The sequence below is a fragment of the Rhodopseudomonas faecalis genome (assembly GCF_003217325.1).
GTDB lineage: Bacteria > Pseudomonadota > Alphaproteobacteria > Rhizobiales > Xanthobacteraceae > Rhodopseudomonas > Rhodopseudomonas faecalis.
This window is the reverse complement of the sequence record NZ_QJTI01000013.1, coordinates 72,405-91,692: the sequence shown is the minus strand read 5'-3', so window position 1 is coordinate 91,692 and position 19,288 is coordinate 72,405. Positions and strand designations below refer to the sequence as shown.

Below are 19,288 nucleotides of genomic sequence, written 5' to 3'. Positions count from 1 at the left end.
GGCCTCTCACTCCAGATTCTTGCGCGTGGCGCGTTTCGCCAGGAGGAAAAACAGGATTCCGATTCCGGCCATCGCCAAGAGGTTTGGCACAAAGACCGCCCAGATGTCTCCGGCCAGAAAGATGGTCTTCAGCGAAGACACGAAATAACGTGCCGGGATCAGCCAGGTGATGGCCCGGATCGGCGCTGGCATGGCGTCGATCTCATAGAGAAAGCCCGACAGCATGAATGCCGGAAGAAAGCCGGAGAACAGTGCAATCTGTGCAGCCAGAAACTGATTGCGCGTAACAGAGGAGATCAGCAACCCTTGGCCGAGCGCAGGAACCATGAACGTGGCCGAAAGCAAAAGAAGAGCAGCCAGCGATCCGCGCAGTGGCACGTCGAACACGAAGACCGCCAGCACCGTGGCGCCAAGCGTGGACAACATACCAAGCGCAAAATAGGGCAAGAGCTTTCCAATGAGGATTTCAACGACAGAAGCGGGCGTTGAAAGCACCGCTTCCATCGTGCCCCGTTCCCATTCGCGTGCGACCACGAGGGCGGTCAGCATGGTGCCAATGATGGTCATGACGATGGCGATGGCGCCGGGTACGAGCGAACGGCGGCTTTCCAGCTCTGCGTTGAACCAGTAGCGGGGTTCCAGTGTTACGCCTGCCGGGGATGCCTCGACACCAAGGCCGTTCCGCCAGGTCTGCACGACGCCCTGCGCATAGTTCGTGACATAGTTGGCGGTATTGGGTTGCGAGCCATCGGTGATGATCTGCACGAGAGGCTGAGCTCCACGATTGGCCAGCCGTTGCTCGAAATCCTGCGGAATCACGACAAAGCCGCGCAGGCTGCCGGAGACGACCCGGTCAGCGACCTCGCGCCGGTCATGGGCGAAGGTAACGTCCAGATAGCGTGTGCCGGCGAATGCGGCGGCCAGTGATTGAGCTGACGCGGATTCGGATTCCTGCACGACGCCAATGCGCACCGCACGCACGTCCAGCGACACGGCATAGGCAAACAGAAATAACAGTACGACCGGAAGGACGAAGGCGATCAACAGCGTGGATGGATCGCGCATCGCCTGCAGGCTTTCCTTGAGCACCAGCGCCCAAAGACGCTTTGGGTCGAAGCGGCGCATGGCCTCAAGAGGCACCCGGTGATGCGGGCGCGGTTCGTTCACGCCGTTCATGCGGTCGTCCCGCTGCGAGGGTCGTCAGCGAGATCTTCGGCTTCGACCAGATGAATGAACGCGTCTTCCATGGTCGGGTCCGGCCGAAGATCACTGACAGCGCCGCGCTTGAGAGCGTCCGGCGTATCGAGCGCGATCAGCCGGGCGCGATAAAGCATCGCAACCCGATCGCAATATTCTGCCTCGTCCATGAAATGGGTGGTGACCATCACCGTCACGCCCTTGCGGGCAAGACCGTTGATATGGGTCCAGAATTCGCGCCTAGTGATGGGATCGACGCCTGAAGTCGGCTCATCCAGGAACAGCACGGGCGGGCGATGCATCACCGCGCAGGCCAGTGCTAGGCGTTGCTTATATCCGAGCGGCAGCGAATCCGGCGCCGCCGACAACCAGGTCTGCAGACCGAAGATTTCGACCATCTCCGCGATCCGCGCCTGCCGCGCTGCGCCTTCCAGGCCATATACGCCTGCGGAGAACTCCAGATTTTGCCGCACGGATAGCAAACCATAGAGCGAGAACTTCTGCGCCATATAGCCAAGCTGGCCCTTGGCCGCGCCGGTCGCCCGGCGCAGATCGAGGCCCACCACATGCGCCTCTCCGCTGGTGGGTTTGAGCAGGCCGCACAGCATTTTGAACGTCGTCGATTTGCCAGCGCCGTTCGGCCCGAGCAGACCAAAGATTTCTCCCTTGCGGACCTCGAAGCTCACAGTGTCGGTGGCTGTGAAAGCACCAAAGCGCTTCGTCAGATCGCGGCAGGAAACGGCGACGTCCGAAGCAAGCTCGACAGGAGGCAACCCCTCGGCGAGCGCCGATGTGCCGCCGGGGCCGCCGCCAAGAAGGTCGATGAAGGCGTCTTCGAAGCGGGCGGGCACCGCCCTGAGCTGCGCCTCGACCCGATCGGCAAGCGCGGTTATCTGTTCGGTTCCCGAATGCGCACGCAACACCATGCGTACGCCGGCACCCTGGATTACCCCATCGCTGACGCTTTCCAGATTCAGTGCTTCGGCAAGCACGGCCCGGCGGCTATCGCCGACCTGCTCCAGGCGAAAGCTTCGGTCTGTAAGGCGCGCCGTCAACTCTCCGGGCGGTCCGTCATAAGCGAGTTGCCCTTCGTTGAGCAGCAATACGCTGTCGCAGCGCTCGGCTTCGTCGAGGTAGGCGGTCGACCAGACCACAGCCATTCCTTCGTCGGTCAACGCCTGCACCATGCGCCACAGGTCCTGACGGCTGACCGGGTCGACGCCGACGCCGGGTTCATCAAGCAACAGTACGGCAGGCCGGGCCATCAGGGCGCAGGCGAGACCCAGCTTTTGCTTCATGCCGCCGGAGAGCTTGCCCGCCAGGCGTTCGGTAAAGGGGGCAAGGCGCGTGAAGTCGAGCAATTCCGCGAAAAGATCAGCGTTCCTGTCGGCATCCATGCCGCGCAACTGCGCATAGAGCCGCATATTCTCCATGACCGACAAGTCTTCGTAGAGACCAAAGCGCTGCGGCATGTAGCCGGTTGCGACGTGGATGGCGTCATTGTCGCCCACCACATCGAAACCCGCCACCGTGGCGTGGCCACTGTCCGGTGTCAGCAGACCTGTCAGGATGCGCATCAAGGTGGTCTTGCCTGCGCCGTCCGGTCCAACCAGCCCGGTAAGGCAGCCGTACCGGATATGTGCGTTCAAGCCCTGCAATGCATGCACGCTGCCAAAATGCTTGTTCACCCCGTCGATGACGACCGCGACCTCACTATTAGGGTCGCGAGGCGGGTCCGATGTTACGCTACCCGACACGTTAATGGCCTGTGGTGCGCGCGTTGGAGGCTTTCCCGGCATCGACCTCAATGGTCACCGGCATGCCCTGGCGCAGCGCTGCATCTGCATTGATCACCACGATCCGCAGGCGATAGACGAGATCCGTGCGCAGATCCGCGGTCTCTACCGTTTTTGGCGTGAACTCGGCGCGCGGGGAAATGAACCCGATCTGACCTTGATAGAGTTTGTCGGAGGAGTCGCTGCGAACGCGCACTCGCATCCCGGGCGCAATGCGCCCCAGATCCGGTTCACCGATGTAAGCGCGCACATAAACCGGTGCGTCAAGACTGACACTGTAGACCGGGCTCTGGCTGACAACCATGCTGCCGGGTTCGCGCACCCGGGCGATTATCGTGCCAGTGCTTGGCGCAAGCAGCACGGTGTCTGCAAGGGCGGTGGCAGCTTGTGCTCGTGCCGCTTGTGTGGCGGCCAGGCGGGCTTGCCCCGCTGCGATATCTTCTTTGCGGAAGCCCTCTGCAGCTTGCGAATGGGCTGCCCGGGCCGCATTGACACTGGCCACGGCCTGATCGCGCGCGGCGCGAGCAGTATCGGCCGCTTTTTGACTCGTGGCCCCCGACGTGAGCAACTGGCTCTGACGATCGAAATTGCGCTCCGCCTCCCTGGCGACGGCCAATGCCTGATTGAGGACCTCTTGCGTCTGTGCGATCTCTTGCGGCCGCAGGCCGCGGCGCAATTTGTCGAGTTCCGCCTGTGAAACATCCACAGACGCGTCTGCAGCCGCGAGTGCTTCCTCGAATGGCTGTGCGTCGAGGCTTGCCAAGCGCGCGCCCGCTTCGACGTGATCTCCTTCATCGAAGTGCATCCGCACTACACGGCCCGACTGACGGAAGGCCAATTGAACTTCCCGAATGTCGACATTGCCATACAGGCGCAGTGCATTGTCGTCGCGGTCGCCGCTCTGCATCCACAGCCATCCAGCACCAATTATCGTGATGACGGCGGCAACAATGATGACCCGCTTTGCGACGCTGGATAGGCGGATACTCTTCATTGCACCGTTCCGATACCGCGCAGATAAATGGCAAATACGCCGGGCGCATCGCCACGGATGCGTGTGACATCGCCCGCCAGCATGGATCGCATGACGAGTCCCTGGACCGTGCCGATGAACAGGGTAGCTGCGGCGTCTGGATCGAGATCTGCATGCAGTTCGCTCCGTGTCTTCCCTGCTTCGAGCAAGCCACGAAGCCGCTCGCCGTTGTGGCGGATCAACGTCTGGGCCATCCGCTTCGGAAGAGTCTCCCCCGGACGTTGCAACTCCCCAAAGAGCATTCTTGGCACCCCCGGGTGTTCAGACACGAAATCGATATGCGTCACGAAGACCGCCTCAAGGGCTGCGATTGGAGACGTGGCTCCTTCTGCGGCCTCATCCACACGGGCGAGCAAGCGCTCGGCCACCCAGGACATGACTGCCTCCAGGATGGCATCCTTGGTCGGGAAGTGGCGGAACAGCGCCCCCTGGGTCAGCCCCATTCGCTGCGCGATGGCCGTCGTTGTGATGTCGCTCGGATTCTGTTCTGCAGCCAGATCGACCACAGCCTCCACGGTTGCCGCCCGTCGCTCGTCAGCGGGAAGATGCTTGGGATGTCCACTCATGGCTTGCACTCGCAAAAGAAAGTAATTTATTACTATCTATCTGCTATGGGTGCATACCACAAGAGGGAACCGCGAGGGGGTAATTGTCATCGACAGCAAGGCCGTTATCCCGGTCGCCCGGTACTGGTCGATCCTATGTGAATGGAAACGAGGGCGCCTGCTTTCTCCCTGTGGGAGGGGCCGGTTACGTCATGAACTCAGCGGGATATAAGTGGAGCTACGCCACCTCCGATATTTCGTTGCCGCGGCGGAACATGGCAGTTTTCGCAAAGCTGCGGCGGCGCTCGGCATCCAAGAATCAGCGGTCAGCCGTCGAATCCGTGACCTCGAGGATCATCTGGGTGCATCGCTCTTTCAGCGGCACAATGGCGGTGTCATCCTGACGCTGGCCGGGCAGCGCTTCGTGCGGCACACCCGAAAGGCACTTCGGCAGATCGAGTCTGGTGCTAAGGACGTCGCCACGATCGGACGCTCCGAAGACGGTCGAATCAAGATCGGAATATTCTCCTCACTCGCCTCGGGCTTCCTGCCGGAGTTGCTGCGTGCCTATGGCCAAGGTCACGCGCAAGTTCGAATCGAGCTGATAGACGGTGATCCGGCCGATCATGTTTCGGCGATTCGCCAGTTGCGGCTTGACGTTGCATTCATCACCGGTACTTCACAGTGGCCAGATTGCGAAGTCGATCAGCTTTGGTCGGAGCGGGTATTTGTCGTCCTTCCCGCTAACCACCCACTCTGCGGCAAGGATGAACTCAACTGGCACGATCTCGTCGGCGAGCGGTTCATTGTAAGCGATGGAGCGCCTGGACCGGAGATTCACGACTACTTGGTGCAGCGTCTCGCTGATCTTGGGCGCCATCCGGAAATTCACACACAATATGTTGGACGAGACAATCTTCTCTCGCTTGTAGCGGTCGGTCGAGGTCTAACGCTGACGAGCGAGGCAACCACGGTTGCACAGTTTCCAGGGATCAACTATCGGCCGGTCGTGAACGAAGTGCTGCCCTTTAGCGCGGTGTGGTCGTCTCGGAACGATAATCCGGCCTGCCGCCGCTTGTTAAGTCTTGCACGCTCGATGTCACGTTCAGCCGCGGCGATCATCCGGACGACTTCAGCGGTTCTTTTGATTTCCTCGCTTTCGCAAATCCCCGATCCGTGGCTATAAACCGCTCCAGCATCGGGGCAATGAGACGGACTGGGTCAGCCGTTCGGCCGGACTCCCACCCCAGAATCTCAGCATAAGCAATCAGGTCGCGGTGAAGGCCTGCCGGCAGCTCCACCGTCACCTTCACCGGCTTGTCGTCCGCTAGCGGCCCGAGTTTCAGCTTTGCCACGTCAGCCTCCGTAGGGTTCGAGCACGAGGTCGCGCGTGACGATCACGCGGACGGGGAAGCCTGGTCGGATCGTCAGTGTCGGCGCGATGTTGAGCTGCCGGCTGACGATCTGCTGTCCTGTCTGGCTGATGCTGTCGCCCGCGCCCTGACGCAGAGCCCGGACGATGTCGCTCTCGTCACCCGATGATCCGGTCTGCGCACCGATGCTGAGCAGGGTCGACAAGGCAGCCGCCTTGAACAGTTCGCCCCAGTGATAGTCGACGCCATCCTCGAGGCCGGCGTACCCTTCCGCGTCCGCGCCGGGTTGTCGCTCCAGCACGATCGAGCGACCGTTCGGGAGGATCAGCCTGTTCCAGACAAGCAGGACACGGCGCTGCCCGAAGCCGACGCCGTTGTCGTACTGGCCGATGATGCGCGTGCCCTGCGGAACGAGCAGAATCTTGCCGGTCGGACTGTCGTAAATGTTCTCCGTTACCTGGGCGGTGATCTGGCCGGGAAGATCGGAGCGAATGCCGGTGATGAGCGCCGCGGCGATGACCGCGCCGGCCTGCAGCACGTTCGCCGACGCCGGTGCGGCCACCCGGTCGGGAGAAAACGTGCGCTTGTCCGGCGCCTGGTTGAGGAACGCAAGCTGACGGTCCTGCGCGGTCGGCGTCGCCGGCTGCGGAGCCAGGCCGAGATTTGTGAGATCGGGGGTGGGAGTGGTGGTCGGCGTTGCGGTCGCCGCAGGTTGCGTCGAGACGCTGCGCGTCTCGGTCGATGCGAACAGTCGGGCCGTCCGGGCTGATTCCAGCTCCTGAAGCCGTCGTTGTTCCTCGGCGCTGATGCCGGGGTTGGGCGTCGCGATCGCCGGCGGCGGCACGGCATTCTGTGCGTTGAGGATCGGCCGGCCGAGATCGCCCGGCAGCGGCGGGCCGAGCACCGGCCCGGTGTAGTCGCGCGGGAGGCTGTTCAGGCCGTCCGGGGTCGCCCGGTTGTCGGTCGCGTAAAGCTCCTCGTTGCCCTTGCGCCCGCCCTGAATTTGCAGGGCGTAGATCAGCGCGCCACCGATGCCGACGCTGGCGACCAGGCCGAGACCGGCCAGCACTTTGCGCGATAGCCGCGTCACGCGCGGCGGCTCCGGGCGCAGGCGCATCGGCGCGGCCGGCTCGCCGGTCAGCGGCATGGCGCCGTCCTCGCTGGACGGCTCCGGCCCTTTCTCATTTCCGGGTTCGATCTCGCTCATGACGCCGGCCTTCCATCGGTGCGCGAGATCCGCACGCGCTTCTGGTTGCGACCGGCGCCGAAGCGCAGTTCGGCGGCGGCGAACAGCCGGTCGACGACCATGTAGTTGCCACGCACGCGGTAGTTTACGAGTTCGGAGGTCGCGCCCTCGGGGCCGACGACGAACAGCGGCGGCATCTCGCCCTGGCCGATGCCGCGCGGGAATTCGATGAACACCTGCCGGCCGTCGTCAAAGGCGCGCAATGGCCGCCACGGCGCACGGTCGCCCGTCACCTCGTAGCGGAAGTTGACGCGGGAGAGGTCGACGCCGGTCGAGACGGGCTGCGCGGCCTCCGCCTGCGCATTCTGCCGGCGCAGGGCGATGAGCTGGTCCTGCGGATATTGCCAGGAGACCGACGCCATGTAGGTCGAGGACGTCGAGCGCAGCTCCATATAATACGTGCGCAGATTGGTGTTGATGACGAGGTTCGTCATCAGATCAGGCCGCGTCGGCTTGACCAGGATGTGGACCTGCTTCGCCGCGCCGGTGCCGCTCTCGGTGTCGCCGATGATCCAACGCACGGTGTCGCCGGCCGCCACGGGACCGGCGCCGACAAGCTGCTCGCCGGGCTGGAGCGCGATGTCTGTGATCTGCCCGACCGCCGTGTAGACCTGATAGAGCGCCCCTTGGGTGAAGGGATAGACCTGCATGGAGTTGATGAAGCCGTTGCGCACCGGCTGAACGCGCGCCTGCGCATTGGCCTGATTGACGCGAGCGGCGGGATCCGTCGCCTCGGCCGGCTGGCGCGCTCCGTCCACGGGCTTCATCTGGCCGGGAAGCGGCAAGGGCCTCGGCAGTTCGACGATGCGCACCGGCGACGGAGGGTCGACCGTCTGAACGGCGGGCGCGGCGTTGTCATAGCTGATCTCGGGCGGCGGCGTGTTGGTCGCGCAGCCGGCGAGAGCCGACGTGCAGGCCAGCAGAAGCGCAAGCGAGGATTTACGGTGAGCCGGCTTTCCGGCTGTGCGGAAGGCAGGCGTCATTGTCCAAGCTCCTTCGACCAGTTGATGGCGTTGACGTAGATTCCGAGCGGATTGGCTCGAAGCTTTTCGGCGTCGCGCGGCGTTTGCACGACGATGGTGAGGATGGCGGACCAGCGCTCGGTGGCGGCGAGAGAACCGTCCTGATACCGACGCTCGATCCAGGCCACGCGGAACGAGTCCGGGGAGGCCCTGATGACGCTTGACACCTCCACGGCGACCTGTTGCTTGCCGACCTTGGTGAAGGGGTCGTTGGCGCGGGCATAGTCGTTGAGCGCGAGCGCGCCGCCCTGCGTGGTGAACTCGTAGGCGCGCAGCCAGTTTTGCCGCACGATGATCGCGTCGGCAGGAATCGAGCGGACCTGCTCGATGAAGCGGGCGAGATGGAACGCGATCTGCGGATCGGACGGCCGATAGTCTGCGACGGCGGGCGCAATCGCCTGCGCCTGGCCGAGCTTGTCGACCTGCACCACCCAGGGAACGATGGTGCCGCTGGCCGACTGCCAGACGAGGCCGCCCGACAGGCCGGCCGAAAGGGCCAGGCAGCCGAAGGCCATATAGCGCCAGTTGCGAGCCTGCACGCGGGCGGAGCCAATCCGGTCGTCCCAGTTTCTGGCTGTGGTGCTTTCCCGTAATGAGTCGATGGTCGTTTGAAGAAGTTCATGGTCAGTCGCTTTCGGAAAGATTGACGGAAGAGCCGCCGCCATGGCTGTCGCCAGACTTGACGGCATGGGCCGCGGCCTGGACGCCGTGGGCGAGTTGCTGCGAGCGTTTCATGCGCTTGGCCCAGGCCGGCGGACCGTCGCGGGTGGCAGTCGCGGCAGCAGCGGGCGAGGCTTCCGTCGCGCCGCCGTCGCTGGATGCGCCGCCGGAGATCTCGGACGCGGCGCGGGAGCCGGCATCGAAGCTGGATTTGAGGCTGTCGGACGCGCGGGACACGGCGCGCTTCAGCGGCGAGGCAGCGGCCTTCGCGCCGGTGCTCGCGACATGGCCGAGACCGGACGCAACGCCCGACGCGCCGGACTGGCCGGCTGCACCGAGGCTGTAGGCGGTGGACGCGCCGCCAGCGACGGCCGCGCCGCCACGAGCTGCAGCGGCTGCGCCACTGGCAAGGGCCGCGCCACCGGAGGCGACCGCTCCGACAGCCGCAGCGCCGGCCGCGACCATGCCACCAGCCGCCACGCCTGCACCAACTGCGGCGCCAGCGCCGAGCTGCGGGCCGCCGGAGACCAGGCCGTTGGCGATGCCGGGACCGAAGATGCCGAGACCGAGAAGCGAGAGCGCGGCGAGCACGATCGCCATGGCGTCGTCGATCGTCGGGGTCTGGCCGCCGAAGCCTTGCGTGAACTGCGAGAACAAGGTGGAGCCGATGCCGATGATGACGGTGAGCACCAGCACCTTGATGCCGGAAGAAATGACGTTGCCGAGAACGCGCTCGGCCATGAAGGCAGATTTGCCGAAGAGGCCGAACGGGATCAGCACGAAGCCGGCGAGCGTCGTCAGTTTGAACTCGATCAAGGTGACGAAGAGCTGGACCGCCAGGATGAAGAAGGCGAGCAGGATCAGAGCCCAGGCGAACAGCAGGCACACGATCTGGATGAAGTTCTCGAAGAATGCGACCCAGCCCATCAGGTTCGAGATGGATTCGAGCAGCGGTCGTCCGGCATCGAGGCCGGTCTGCGCGACCTTGCCGGGGCGCAGGAGATCGGTGACGGAGAAGCCGGTGCCCGAGGCTTTCAGGCCGAGGCCCGCGAAGCTCTCGAAGACGATGCGGGCGAGATTATTCCAGTTGGAGATCAGATAGGCGAAGACGCCGACGAACAATGTCTTCTTCACGAGGCGAGCAACGATGTCGTCATCGACGCCCCAGCTCCAGAACAGGGCGGCCAGCGTCACATCGATGACGATGAGCGTCGTGGCGATGAAAGCGACTTCCCCGCCGAGCAGGCCGAAGCCTGAATCGATGTAGCGGGTGAAGACGCCCAGGAAGTTGTCGATGACGCCGGTGCCGCCCATGTCAGTGCGTCCTCGGACGCGCGGGCTCCGGCTGCATGACCGGCGCGGTTTCCTTGAGTGCCGAGTCCGGCGCCGGCGTTGGCGCGATCGTCGCGGTCGGGGTCGGCGCATCCGGCGCAGGCGTCCGCGGCGTTTCCGGGTTCTGGCCTAGGAAGCGGTCGCGGTTGGCGGCCCAAAGCTTGAGGCAGGCCGGATCACGGATCGCGGCCTCGCCCATATCCCGGCAACCACGAAGCTGACGCTGGATAGCCTCGACATCGACGCCCGGCCGGAGGGCCAGCGAGCGAACCTCCGGCTCCTCCTCTTTCCGGGTCAGCTCGATGACGGTGGCGGTGATGGCGACGCCGACGAAGACGATGGCGCCGAGCCGGGCGAACATTTTGCCGTCCATGGCGATCGCCCCCCGCTCAGTTCCGGCTGTTGAACATCTGGGCGTTGCCGGGCTGGTAGCCCGTGCCCGGCGTCAGGAAGCGGCGACGCTGTTCGCGGCCCTGTTCGGCCGCGGCCGCGCGTTCGGCCTCGGTCAGCATCTGCGCGCGCCCATTCGCCGCGACGACGGCGGTGAGATCGGCGAGCTGCTGGGCCTGAAGCGCGAGGAGCTGGTTGCCGGCCTGCGTCGCTTGCAGCGCGCCGGTCGCGCCCTGGCTCTGGCCGACGAGCGCCGACATCTGCGCGCGGTTGGTGTCGATGTTGCCCACGACACCGGCTTGCACGCGCATTGCGTCCTGCAAGCCGCCGACGGTGTTCTGCCATCGCGAGCGCGCATCGGAGACGAGCTGCTGGTCGCTCGCCGACATCGAGACGCTCCCATATTTCTGCTGGAACATCTGGTCGATCTTCTGGACGTCGTAGGCGATGTTCTGCGCCTGGCTGAGGAGCGTTTGAGTCTTCTGAACCGACTGCTGCAACTGCTGGAGCGCGGAGAACGGCAGGCTCGTCAGGTTGCGTGCCTGATTGATCAGCATCTGCGCTTCGTTCTGAAGCGAGGTGATCTGATTGGTGATCTGCTGCAGAGCGCGGGCGGCCTGAAGGACGTTCTGTGCGTAGTTCGTCGGGTCGTAGACGATGATGGCGTGAGCCGGCGTCGCCAGCATGGGCGCGAGCGCGATGGGAGCGGTCAGCAGCGCGGCAGCAAAGCGCGCCGCGCGGGAATGGCGCAGTTTCATGTCAATTCTCCTTGGGTGTTGAGGGTGGGAACGAGATCTGCCGCCCAGCCGACATCGCGGTGGTGCAGCCAGGCGGTGAGGAAGCCGTCGCGGCCGTGCTCGGCGACGATGCGAGCGATGGCCGTCTGATCCGTCTTGGCGGACGCGGCGCAGAGCGCGAGCGCGACGTCGGACAGGCCGAGTTCGAAGAGGCGATTGCCGCGCCGTGACTGGCAGTAGTAGTCGCGCTTCGGCATCGCCCGCGCGATGATCTCGATCTGGCGATCGTTGAGACCGAAACGCCGATAGATCGCGGTGATCTGCGGCTCGATCGCGCGTTCGTTCGGCAGCAGAAGCCGGGTCTGGCAGCTTTCGATGATGGCCGGCGCGATCGCCGATCCGTCGATGTCCGACAGCGATTGCGTCGCGAAGATCACGCTGGCGTTCTTCTTGCGCAGCGTCTTCAACCACTCGCGGAGCTGGCCGGCGAAGCCCTCGTCGTCGAGCGCAAGCCAGCCCTCATCGATGATGATCAGTGTCGGAGAGCCGTCGAGCCGGTCATCGATGCGATGGAAGAGGTACGCGAGGACGGCGGGCGCCGCGCCGGTGCCGATCAGCCCCTCGGTCTCGAACGCCTGGACCGATGCCGTGCCGAGATACTCATGCTCGGCATCGAGCAGGCGGCCATAGGGACCGCCGACGCAATACGGTCGGAGCGCCTGCTTCAGGTCGTTCGATTGGAGCAGCACGGCGAGGCCCGTCAGGGTCCGCTCCTCGACCGGCGCGCTGGCGAGAGAGGTAAGCGCCGTCCAAAGGTGCTCCTTCACTTCCGGCGTGATGCTCACGCCTTCGCGGATCAGGATCGCGACCAGCCAGTCGGCAGCCCAGGCACGCTCCGGCACATCATGGATGCGCGAGAGCGGCTGAAGGCTAACGCTATCGGAAGCGCCATCACTGAGATCGCCGCCGAGATCGTGCCAGTCGCCGCCCATGGCGAGCGCGGCCGCGCGGATGGAGCCGCCGAAGTCGAAGGCCACGACCTGAGAGCGGACATAACGGCGGAACTGGAGCGCCATCAGCGCGAGCAGTACGGACTTGCCCGCGCCGGTCGGGCCGACGATCAGTGTGTGGCCGACATCGCCGACATGGATGGAAAGCCGGAACGGGGTCGAGCCTTCGGTCTTGCCGAAGAGCAGTGGGGGAGCTGCAAAATGCTCGTCCCGTTCCGGTCCCGCCCATACCGCCGAAAGCGGGATCATGTGGGCGAGATTGAGCGTGGAGATCGGCGGCTGCCGAACATTGGCGTAGACATGGCCGGGCAGCGAGCCGAACCAGGCATCGACCGCGTTGACGGTCTCCATTATGGCGGTGAAGTCGCGGCCCTGGATGACCTTCTCGACCAGTCGCAGCTTCTCGTCTGCGGCGCGCGGATCGGCGTCCCAGACCGTCACCGTCGCGGTGACATAGGCCATGCCGGCATAGTCAGCGCCGAGTTCCTGCAACGCCATATCGGCGTCGGCGGCCTTGTTGGCTGCGTCGGTGTCCACGAGTACGGACGCCTCGTTGGTCATCACCTCCTTGAGGATCGCCGCGATCGACTTGCGTTTGGCGAACCATTGCCGCCTGATCTTGGTCAGCAGCTTCGTCGCGTCCGTCTTGTCGAGCAGGATCGCGCGGGTCGACCAGCGATAGGGAAAGGCGAGCCGGTTCAGCTCGTCGAGCAGGCCGGGTGTCGTCGCCGTCGGAAACCCGGTGATCGTGAGGACGCGGACATGCTGATCGCCAAGCCGGGGCTCCAGGCCGCCGGCGAGCGGCTGATCAGCGAGCAGCGCATCGAGATAGATCGGCGTCTCGGGAACGCGGACGCGATGGCGCTTGGTCGAGACGCAGCCGTGCAGGTACGTCAGGGTCTCGGCGTCATCGAGCCAGCGGCACTCCGGCATGAAGGCTTCGACTAGGCGCAGGATGCGGTCGGTGCGGTCGGCAAAGCCGGTCAGCGCCTCGCGCGGGTCGATTCCTGACTTCTCGCGGCCCTCGTAGAGCCAGGTTTCTGCGCGCGCGGCGTCTTCGGCAGGCGGCAGCCAGGCGAAGGTGAGGAAATAGCTCGACTCGAAGTGTGCGCCGGCTTCCTCGAAATCGGCCTTGCGCTCGGCATCGACCAGGGCCGAGGCCGCATCGGGAAATCTGCTGTCGGGATAGCGATTGGAGGGGTGGCGCTGCGCCTCGACGAAGATCGCCCAGCCGGAGCCGAGACGACGAAAGGCGTTGTTGAGACGGCCGGCGACCGCGACCAGCTCGGCAGGAACAGCCGAGTCCAGATCGGGGCCGCGGAATTGCGCGGTGCGCTGGAAGCTACCGTCCTTGTTGAGGGCGATGCCGGAGCCGACCAGCGCGACCCAGGGCAGGAAATCGGCGAGCCGGCTGTTGCGGTTGCGGTATTCGGCGAGGTTCATCATGACGACGCTCCCCTCAAACCGCGAGATGCGCAGGGATGCGCAGGTGCCGGCGCACGACATCGACGAAAAGCGGGTCGCGCTTGGCTGCCCAGACGGCCGCGACGTGCCCGATCGCCCAGATCGCGATGCCGACGAGCCAGAGGCGCAGGCCGAGCCCGACAGCGCCTGCGAGCGTCCCGTTCATGATGGCAATGGCGCGCGGGGCGCCGCCGAGCAGGATCGGCTCGGTCAGTGCGCGGTGGACCGTGACTGTGAAGCCCGGAACGTCCTGATCGGCGACGCCCACCATCAGATCAGCGCTCCACCGCCGAAGCTGAAGAAGCTGAGGAAGAACGAGCTGGCCGCGAACGCGATCGACAGGCCGAACACGATCTGGATGAGCCGGCGGAAACCGCCAGACGTGTCGCCGAAAGCGAGCGTCAGGCCGGTGACGATGATGATGATCACTGCGATGATCTTCGCGACCGGACCTTCGATCGATTGGAGGATCTGCTGGAGCGGCTGTTCCCACGGCATGGACGAGCCGGAGGCGTGGGCGGCGGGCGCCATCGCCACGCTCATGACGATGGCCGATGCCGTCATCATCAGACGGCGAGGCAAGCTGCGGGCATGCGAGATCATGCGGATTCTCCTTCTTGGGGCTTCGGGGTGATGGGGCTGACGCGGTAGTCGCCGTCGGGGCCGAGCCCTTCGATACGGGCGAGTTCGGCGAGCCGGCGCTGCGAGCCCCGACCGGACAGGACCGCGACGAGATCAATCGTCTCGGCGATCAGGGCGCGCGGGACGGTGACGACGGCTTCCTGAATGAGCTGTTCGAGACGGCGCAGTGCGCCGATGGCGCTGCCGGCGTGGATCGTCCCGATGCCGCCGGGGTGGCCAGTGCCCCAGGCCTTGAGCAGGTCGAGCGCCTCCGCACCGCGAACCTCGCCGACCGGGATACGGTCGGGGCGGAGGCGAAGCGACGAGCGCACGAGGTCGGAGAGCGACGCGACGCCATCCTTCGTTCGCATGGCGACGAGGTTCGGCGCGGCGCATTGCAGCTCGCGCGTGTCCTCGATGATGACGACGCGGTCGGCGGTTTTCGCGACCTCGGCGAGCAGCGCGTTGGTGAGGGTTGTCTTGCCGGTCGACGTTCCGCCGGCGACGAGGATGTTGGCGCGCGAGGCGACGCCCTGGCGAAGTGCTTCCGCCTGCTCGGCCGACATGATGCCGGCCGCGACATAGTCATCGAGGGTGAAAACGGCGACGGCAGGTTTGCGGATCGCGAAGGCGGGCGCGGCCACGACGGGAGGCAAAAGACCCTCGAACCGCTCCCCTGTTTCCGGCAGCTCGGCCGAGACACGAGGGCTCCCGGCATGAACCTCGGCGCCGACATGGTGGGCGACCAGGCGGACGATGCGTTCGCCGTCCGCTGCCGACAGCCGCTCGCCCGTGTCTGACAGGCCCTCGGAAAGACGGTCGATCCAGAGCCGTCCGTCTGGATTCAGCATCACCTCGACGATGCTGGCGTCGTCGAGATAGCGCGCGATGGCGGGACCGAGCGCGGTGCGCAGCATCCGCGCGCCGCGCGCAAAGCCTTCTGAATTTTGGTGAGACGCCGCCATACAACCCCGATTCCAACGGGGCTGAGACAGACCTTCCCCGGACGGGGATGATTAAAAGGGCCTGATTTTGGGCCGATTCAACAAGGATTCAGTGGCGTAGTAGTGTAGCGCGCAAATACAGGAGATAGCGTAGATCGCGACGTTGCTATGATCCTCAGCCACCTGAGGAGACATACTGATTCGCTGTTACCGGAGAGCTGAATGACGGCACGATTGCAACGAACATTGAAGCGCGCCGTTCGCCTCCAAGACATGACCGTGATTTCGAGTGATGATCTGCTTCAGATCGATGCAGATGGCTACCAAGAAATCAGGCGTGCCGCCACGCGGGCTCGAAACGAAGGGCAGCCAGCCTTCGTCTGCGACCACTGCGGCTTCGCAGTTTATGCTCCGCGGGAGCCCAAGACACGTTTGCCATTTTGGCGACATCATAAGGGTGCGCCCCGCAGTTGTCCGTGGTGGACAGGCGAGCCCGGCTCAACTGACGAAGTAAGTGCTTCGCAGTTCCAAGGCGCGCAAGAAAGTCCGTTGCATCTGCGCGTCAAACATCTGGTTGCTGAGCTACTGGCGGCTGATCCTCGAACGGAACCAGAATCTGTCGTAGTCGACCAATATGTCGTTTGCGGAGAAAGTCGACGCCGCCCTGATGTGCGTGCGGTCTACGATGGAAAGCCAATCGCCATCGAAATTCAACTCGCAACAACCCAGATACCGATCATCGTCGCGCGTGAGGATTTCTATCAGCGCGAAGGACGGCATCTCATTTGGTTGACTTGGAATTTCGTACCCGTTGAGCGGGCGCATTTGCTCACGGCATTCGAGGATATTTTCTACTCTCACAACAAGAATCTGTTCTCGCTTGACGATGCGGTGGTCTCTGAAAGCAGGGAAAAAGGAACCTTCCTCGTTCGCGCCTTTTGGGAGCATGGCTCTGGTTGGAACTCGAAGACCACGGCGCTTCCTGATCTTGAATGGCCTTCGTCTGGCTTGCCTTATGCGGTCGCTCCCCCTCCGCCTTGGCATCGCGACTTTCGGGCACGCTGGTTGGGAGCGACGAAGCCGCAAGGGACACCGTGGCCAGCTCGAAACACACTGCTTTCCGAACTGGCAGAGAAGTTCGTCGACGACTCGATTGATGCTTCAACGCTGGAGGAGACCGATATCGGAGCACTTATCAATGCGATTTTGTCGTTCGTTGAGGGCAAGCCGGTCGGATCGGCGCAAAAGAATCTAACCGAGGTGATCAACACCTTCTTAGCAAGTGAACGACGCTTCAGGTTTGCCCGGATCATGCGAAAAGTCATCGTAGTCACGGGAGTATCCGAAATTCTCGATAAACCGAGCGTCGCAGCGAAGTTCTCTCGGGCGACGGAAGATGACCAAGATGGGCCAGAAAGCCTCACCGGCAGAGTGGTTCTGCTGCTCTTTTCGGAATTGTTCGAGAAACGACGACCAACTAGCTACCCTTCATCCCCTTGAGGGCTGACATCCTCGGAAATTTCCTGCCGGAGCTTCGGCCCCTTGGCGAGTCGTCGGCCAAGCGCCGTCACGAACTGGTCATAACGCTCTCCGGTCTTAGCGCGCGCGGCCTGCGCGGCTGGTTCGGGAAGCGCCGGCGTCGTGGATAGCCAGAAGCGGATGAACACGGCGAGCGTCTCAACCGAGATAGCGACATCCCGCTCCAACCGCGTCATGCGACGATCGAGCTGGTCCAGACGTTTAGTGACGACGGCCTCCTGTCGTTCCGCTGCATCTGGTGACAGGAAGGACTCGATGGCGGCCTCTGCAATCAGGGACCGCGAATGATCGCGGCGCGCAGCATGTTCCGCCAATCGTCCCATTACGGCAGGGTCGAGGTAGACGGAGAGGCGCTGCTTTCTCGGTGATTTCGACATCGGCGCTTCACAGCTCCATGCCGTCGTTGGGGTCGAGCGAAACCTGCCGCGCCACGCCCTGCATCATCCGCGTCATGCGGCGGTTACGGGCGGCAGCGTCCTCATCCTCATCGCGCTCGACATCGATCTCGAATTCGTTTTCGACGGGTGGCTTCTTCTCCACCGGCTGCACCCGGCTTAGCTCGGGCTGATGCCGACGTTCCGACTCGGTCGGATCTTCGTCGGATGCGTCGCCGGCAGAGTTGGAATCGAGCAGGTCCGGGCGCGTTGGACGCGGCAATGTCGTCCAATCGTCAGGTCGTCCCTGAGTCGGCACGGCAAGCGACGGCGGCGGCAGCAGGCGCTCCTTGAAGCGGGCATCCTCATAGTAGCGAGCCTTCTTCGCGCGGATCGGCGGCGTGCCGGCCACCATGACGATCTCGTCCGCAGGCGGAAGCTGCATGATCTCGCCGGGGGTCAGCAGAGGCCTCGCCGTTTCCGAGCGCGACACCATCAGATGGCCGAGCCAGGGTGAAAGCCGGTGGCCGGCATAATTCTTCATCGCCTTCATCTCGGTGGCCGTGCCGAGCGCATCCGACACGCGCTTCGCCGTGCGTTCGTCGTTGGTGGCGAAGCTGACGCGGACATGGCAGTTGTCGAGGATGGAGTTGTTCGCCCCGTAGGCCTTTTCTATCTGGTTGAGCGACTGGGCGATGAGAAAGCTTTTCAGGCCATATCCGGCCATGAACGCCAGCGCTGACTCGAAGAAATCCAGACGGCCGAGCGCGGGGAACTCGTCGAGCATCAGCAACAGCCGGTGCCGTCCGGCCTTCGCCTGCAGATCCTCGGTCAGTCGGCGACCGACCTGATTGAGGATCAGACGGATGAGCGGCTTGGTGCGGTTGATGTCGGAGGGCGGCACGACGAGGTAGAGCGTCGTCGGCCGCTTGTCGCCCACGATGTCCGCGATCCGCCAATCGCAGCGCCGCGTCACCTCGGCGACGACGGGATCGCGATAGAGGCCGAGAAACGACATGGCTGTGGAGAGCACGCCCGAGCGCTCGTTGTCCGATTTGTTGAGCAGCTCGCGCGCCGCACTGGCGATGACGGGGTGCGGCCCGGCCTCGCCGAGGTGGGCGGTTTTCATCATGGCGGCCAAGGTGGACTCGATCGGGCGCTTCGGATCGGAGAGGAATGCCGCGACGCCGGCGAGTGTCTTGTCATCCTCGGCGTAGAGGACATGGAGGATCGCGCCGACGAGCAGCGCATGGCTGGTTTTCTCCCAATGGTTCCGTTTCTCAAGCGAACCTTCGGGATCGACCAGAATGTCGGCGATGTTCTGGACGTCGCGGACTTCCCATTCGCCGCGGCGCACCTCTAGCAGTGGATTGTACGCTGCGGATTTGGTGTTGGTCGGATCGAACAGCAGGACGCGGCCGTGCTTGGCGCGAAAGCCGGCGGTGAGCTGCCAGTTCTCGCCCTTGATGTCATGGACAATAGCGCTGCCCGGCCAGGTCAGCAGCGAGGGGACGACCAGGCCGACGCCTTTGCCGCTGCGCGTTGGCGCGAAGCATAGCACATGCTCCGGCCCGTCGTGGCGGAGATAGGCGTGATCGTAGCGCCCCAGCACGACGCCATCGGGACCGAGAAGGCTGGCCGCCTCCACCTCTTTCTTCTCGGCCCAGCGCGCCGAACCATAGGTCTCGACCTTCTTGGCCTCGCGTGCGCGCCAGACCGACATGCCGATGGCGATCGCGATCGAGATGAAGCCGCCGGACGCGGCGATGAATGCGCCCTCGATGAAAATCGACGGCGCATAGGCGTCGTAGAAATACCACCACCAGTAAAAGGCGGGGGGATAGTAGAACGGCCAGCCCAAGATTGAGAACCAGGCCGGGCCGAGCTGCGCCTGAAAGCCGAGATTCCACGCGACATATTCGGTGGCGCCCCAGGTGGTGGCGAGCACGATCAGGAAGACGGTGAGGATCTGGCCCCAGAGGATTTTTGTTGCCGACATGGCGAC

Annotated in this window: 18 protein-coding genes and 1 pseudogene; 2 read left to right on the top strand and 17 right to left on the bottom strand. The window is 64.1% G+C overall.

Annotated features, from left to right (window positions below; translation table 11 throughout):
• Positions 1–6: 6 nt before the first annotated feature.
• The 4 genes from BJ122_RS11950 to BJ122_RS11935 are packed head-to-tail and all read right to left on the bottom strand — an operon-like array spanning position 7 to position 4,592.
• Positions 7–1,125 (bottom strand): ABC transporter permease, encoded by a 1,119-nt coding sequence (locus tag BJ122_RS11950; protein WP_245407713.1) that lies wholly within the window; start codon positions 1,123–1,125, stop codon positions 7–9.
• A 47-nt stretch (positions 1,126–1,172) separates the two neighbouring features.
• Entirely contained in the window at positions 1,173–2,996 is a 1,824-nt protein-coding gene (locus BJ122_RS11945) for an ATP-binding cassette domain-containing protein (RefSeq protein ID WP_210205452.1), read from the bottom strand.
• A complete protein-coding gene (gene hlyD, locus BJ122_RS11940; protein ID WP_110781237.1) occupies positions 2,956–3,987 on the bottom strand; it encodes a secretion protein HlyD in 1,032 nt (343 codons plus the stop codon). The genes BJ122_RS11945 and hlyD overlap by 41 nt, the downstream gene beginning before the upstream one ends.
• A complete protein-coding gene (locus BJ122_RS11935) occupies positions 3,984–4,592 on the bottom strand; it encodes a TetR/AcrR family transcriptional regulator (protein ID WP_029075201.1) in 609 nt (202 codons plus the stop codon). Before BJ122_RS11935 ends, hlyD begins: the two co-directional genes overlap by 4 nt.
• A gap of 211 nt (positions 4,593–4,803) precedes the next feature.
• Here BJ122_RS11935 and BJ122_RS11930 point away from each other — a divergent pair, with 211 nt between their 5' ends.
• Positions 4,804–5,757 (top strand): LysR family transcriptional regulator, encoded by a 954-nt coding sequence (locus tag BJ122_RS11930; protein WP_110781236.1) that lies wholly within the window; start codon positions 4,804–4,806, stop codon positions 5,755–5,757.
• On the opposite strand, the gene BJ122_RS11925 is transcribed toward BJ122_RS11930, so the two are convergent.
• The 11 genes and pseudogenes from BJ122_RS11925 to trbB form a co-directional block, all read right to left on the bottom strand.
• Positions 5,690–5,926, bottom strand: a complete 237-nt coding sequence (locus tag BJ122_RS11925; RefSeq protein ID WP_110781235.1) for a DUF2274 domain-containing protein — start codon at positions 5,924–5,926, stop codon at positions 5,690–5,692. The two genes, BJ122_RS11930 and BJ122_RS11925, sit on opposite strands and share 68 nt — an antisense overlap.
• A gap of 1 nt (position 5,927) precedes the next feature.
• On the bottom strand, positions 5,928–7,151 hold the full coding sequence (locus BJ122_RS11920) for a TraB/TrbI/VirB10 family type IV secretion system protein (RefSeq protein WP_110781234.1): 1,224 nt from the start codon (positions 7,149–7,151) through the stop codon (positions 5,928–5,930).
• Positions 7,148–8,173, bottom strand: coding sequence for a P-type conjugative transfer protein TrbG (trbG, locus tag BJ122_RS11915; protein ID WP_110781233.1), 1,026 nt, complete (start codon positions 8,171–8,173; stop codon positions 7,148–7,150). Before trbG ends, BJ122_RS11920 begins: the two co-directional genes overlap by 4 nt.
• Positions 8,170–8,834, bottom strand: a pseudogene (trbF, locus tag BJ122_RS11910) (conjugal transfer protein TrbF). The gene trbG and the pseudogene trbF overlap by 4 nt, the downstream one beginning before the upstream one ends.
• Positions 8,835–8,836: 2 nt before the next feature.
• The gene (gene trbL, locus BJ122_RS11905) at positions 8,837–10,186 is read right to left on the bottom strand and encodes a P-type conjugative transfer protein TrbL (RefSeq protein ID WP_110781232.1); all 1,350 of its coding nucleotides are present in this window, start codon (positions 10,184–10,186) and stop codon (positions 8,837–8,839) included.
• Position 10,187: 1 nt separating this feature from the next.
• Positions 10,188–10,577, bottom strand: coding sequence for a putative entry exclusion protein TrbK-alt (gene trbK-alt, locus BJ122_RS11900; RefSeq protein ID WP_110781231.1), 390 nt, complete (start codon positions 10,575–10,577; stop codon positions 10,188–10,190).
• Between the two features lie 16 nt (positions 10,578–10,593).
• Positions 10,594–11,352 carry a P-type conjugative transfer protein TrbJ gene (gene trbJ / locus BJ122_RS11895; protein ID WP_110781230.1) on the bottom strand — a complete coding sequence of 253 codons (759 nt, stop codon included), beginning with the start codon at positions 11,350–11,352 and terminating at the stop codon, positions 10,594–10,596.
• The gene (gene trbE, locus BJ122_RS11890; RefSeq protein WP_110781229.1) at positions 11,349–13,787 is read right to left on the bottom strand and encodes a conjugal transfer protein TrbE; all 2,439 of its coding nucleotides are present in this window, start codon (positions 13,785–13,787) and stop codon (positions 11,349–11,351) included. Before trbE ends, trbJ begins: the two co-directional genes overlap by 4 nt.
• 13 nt (positions 13,788–13,800) lie before the next feature.
• Positions 13,801–14,076, bottom strand: a complete 276-nt coding sequence (locus BJ122_RS11885) for a VirB3 family type IV secretion system protein (RefSeq protein ID WP_110781228.1) — start codon at positions 14,074–14,076, stop codon at positions 13,801–13,803.
• Positions 14,076–14,408: a TrbC/VirB2 family type IV secretion system protein gene (locus BJ122_RS11880; RefSeq protein ID WP_110781227.1), complete on the bottom strand. Its 333-nt coding sequence runs from the start codon at positions 14,406–14,408 to the stop codon at positions 14,076–14,078. Before BJ122_RS11880 ends, BJ122_RS11885 begins: the two co-directional genes overlap by 1 nt.
• On the bottom strand, positions 14,405–15,391 hold the full coding sequence (gene trbB, locus BJ122_RS11875) for a P-type conjugative transfer ATPase TrbB (RefSeq protein WP_110781226.1): 987 nt from the start codon (positions 15,389–15,391) through the stop codon (positions 14,405–14,407). The genes BJ122_RS11880 and trbB overlap by 4 nt, the downstream gene beginning before the upstream one ends.
• A gap of 201 nt (positions 15,392–15,592) precedes the next feature.
• Between trbB and BJ122_RS11870 the strand changes: the two genes are divergently transcribed.
• Entirely contained in the window at positions 15,593–16,870 is a 1,278-nt protein-coding gene (locus tag BJ122_RS11870) for a DUF6035 family protein (protein ID WP_110781225.1), read from the top strand.
• Here BJ122_RS11870 and BJ122_RS11865 read toward each other — a convergent pair.
• Together BJ122_RS11865 and BJ122_RS11860 are read right to left on the bottom strand one after the other, a co-directional pair.
• Positions 16,852–17,286: a ribbon-helix-helix protein, CopG family gene (locus BJ122_RS11865; RefSeq protein ID WP_110781224.1), complete on the bottom strand. Its 435-nt coding sequence runs from the start codon at positions 17,284–17,286 to the stop codon at positions 16,852–16,854. The two genes, BJ122_RS11870 and BJ122_RS11865, sit on opposite strands and share 19 nt — an antisense overlap.
• Positions 17,287–17,293: 7 nt before the next feature.
• Positions 17,294–19,282: a conjugal transfer protein TraG gene (locus BJ122_RS11860; protein ID WP_110781223.1), complete on the bottom strand. Its 1,989-nt coding sequence runs from the start codon at positions 19,280–19,282 to the stop codon at positions 17,294–17,296.
• Positions 19,283–19,288: the final 6 nt, after the last annotated feature.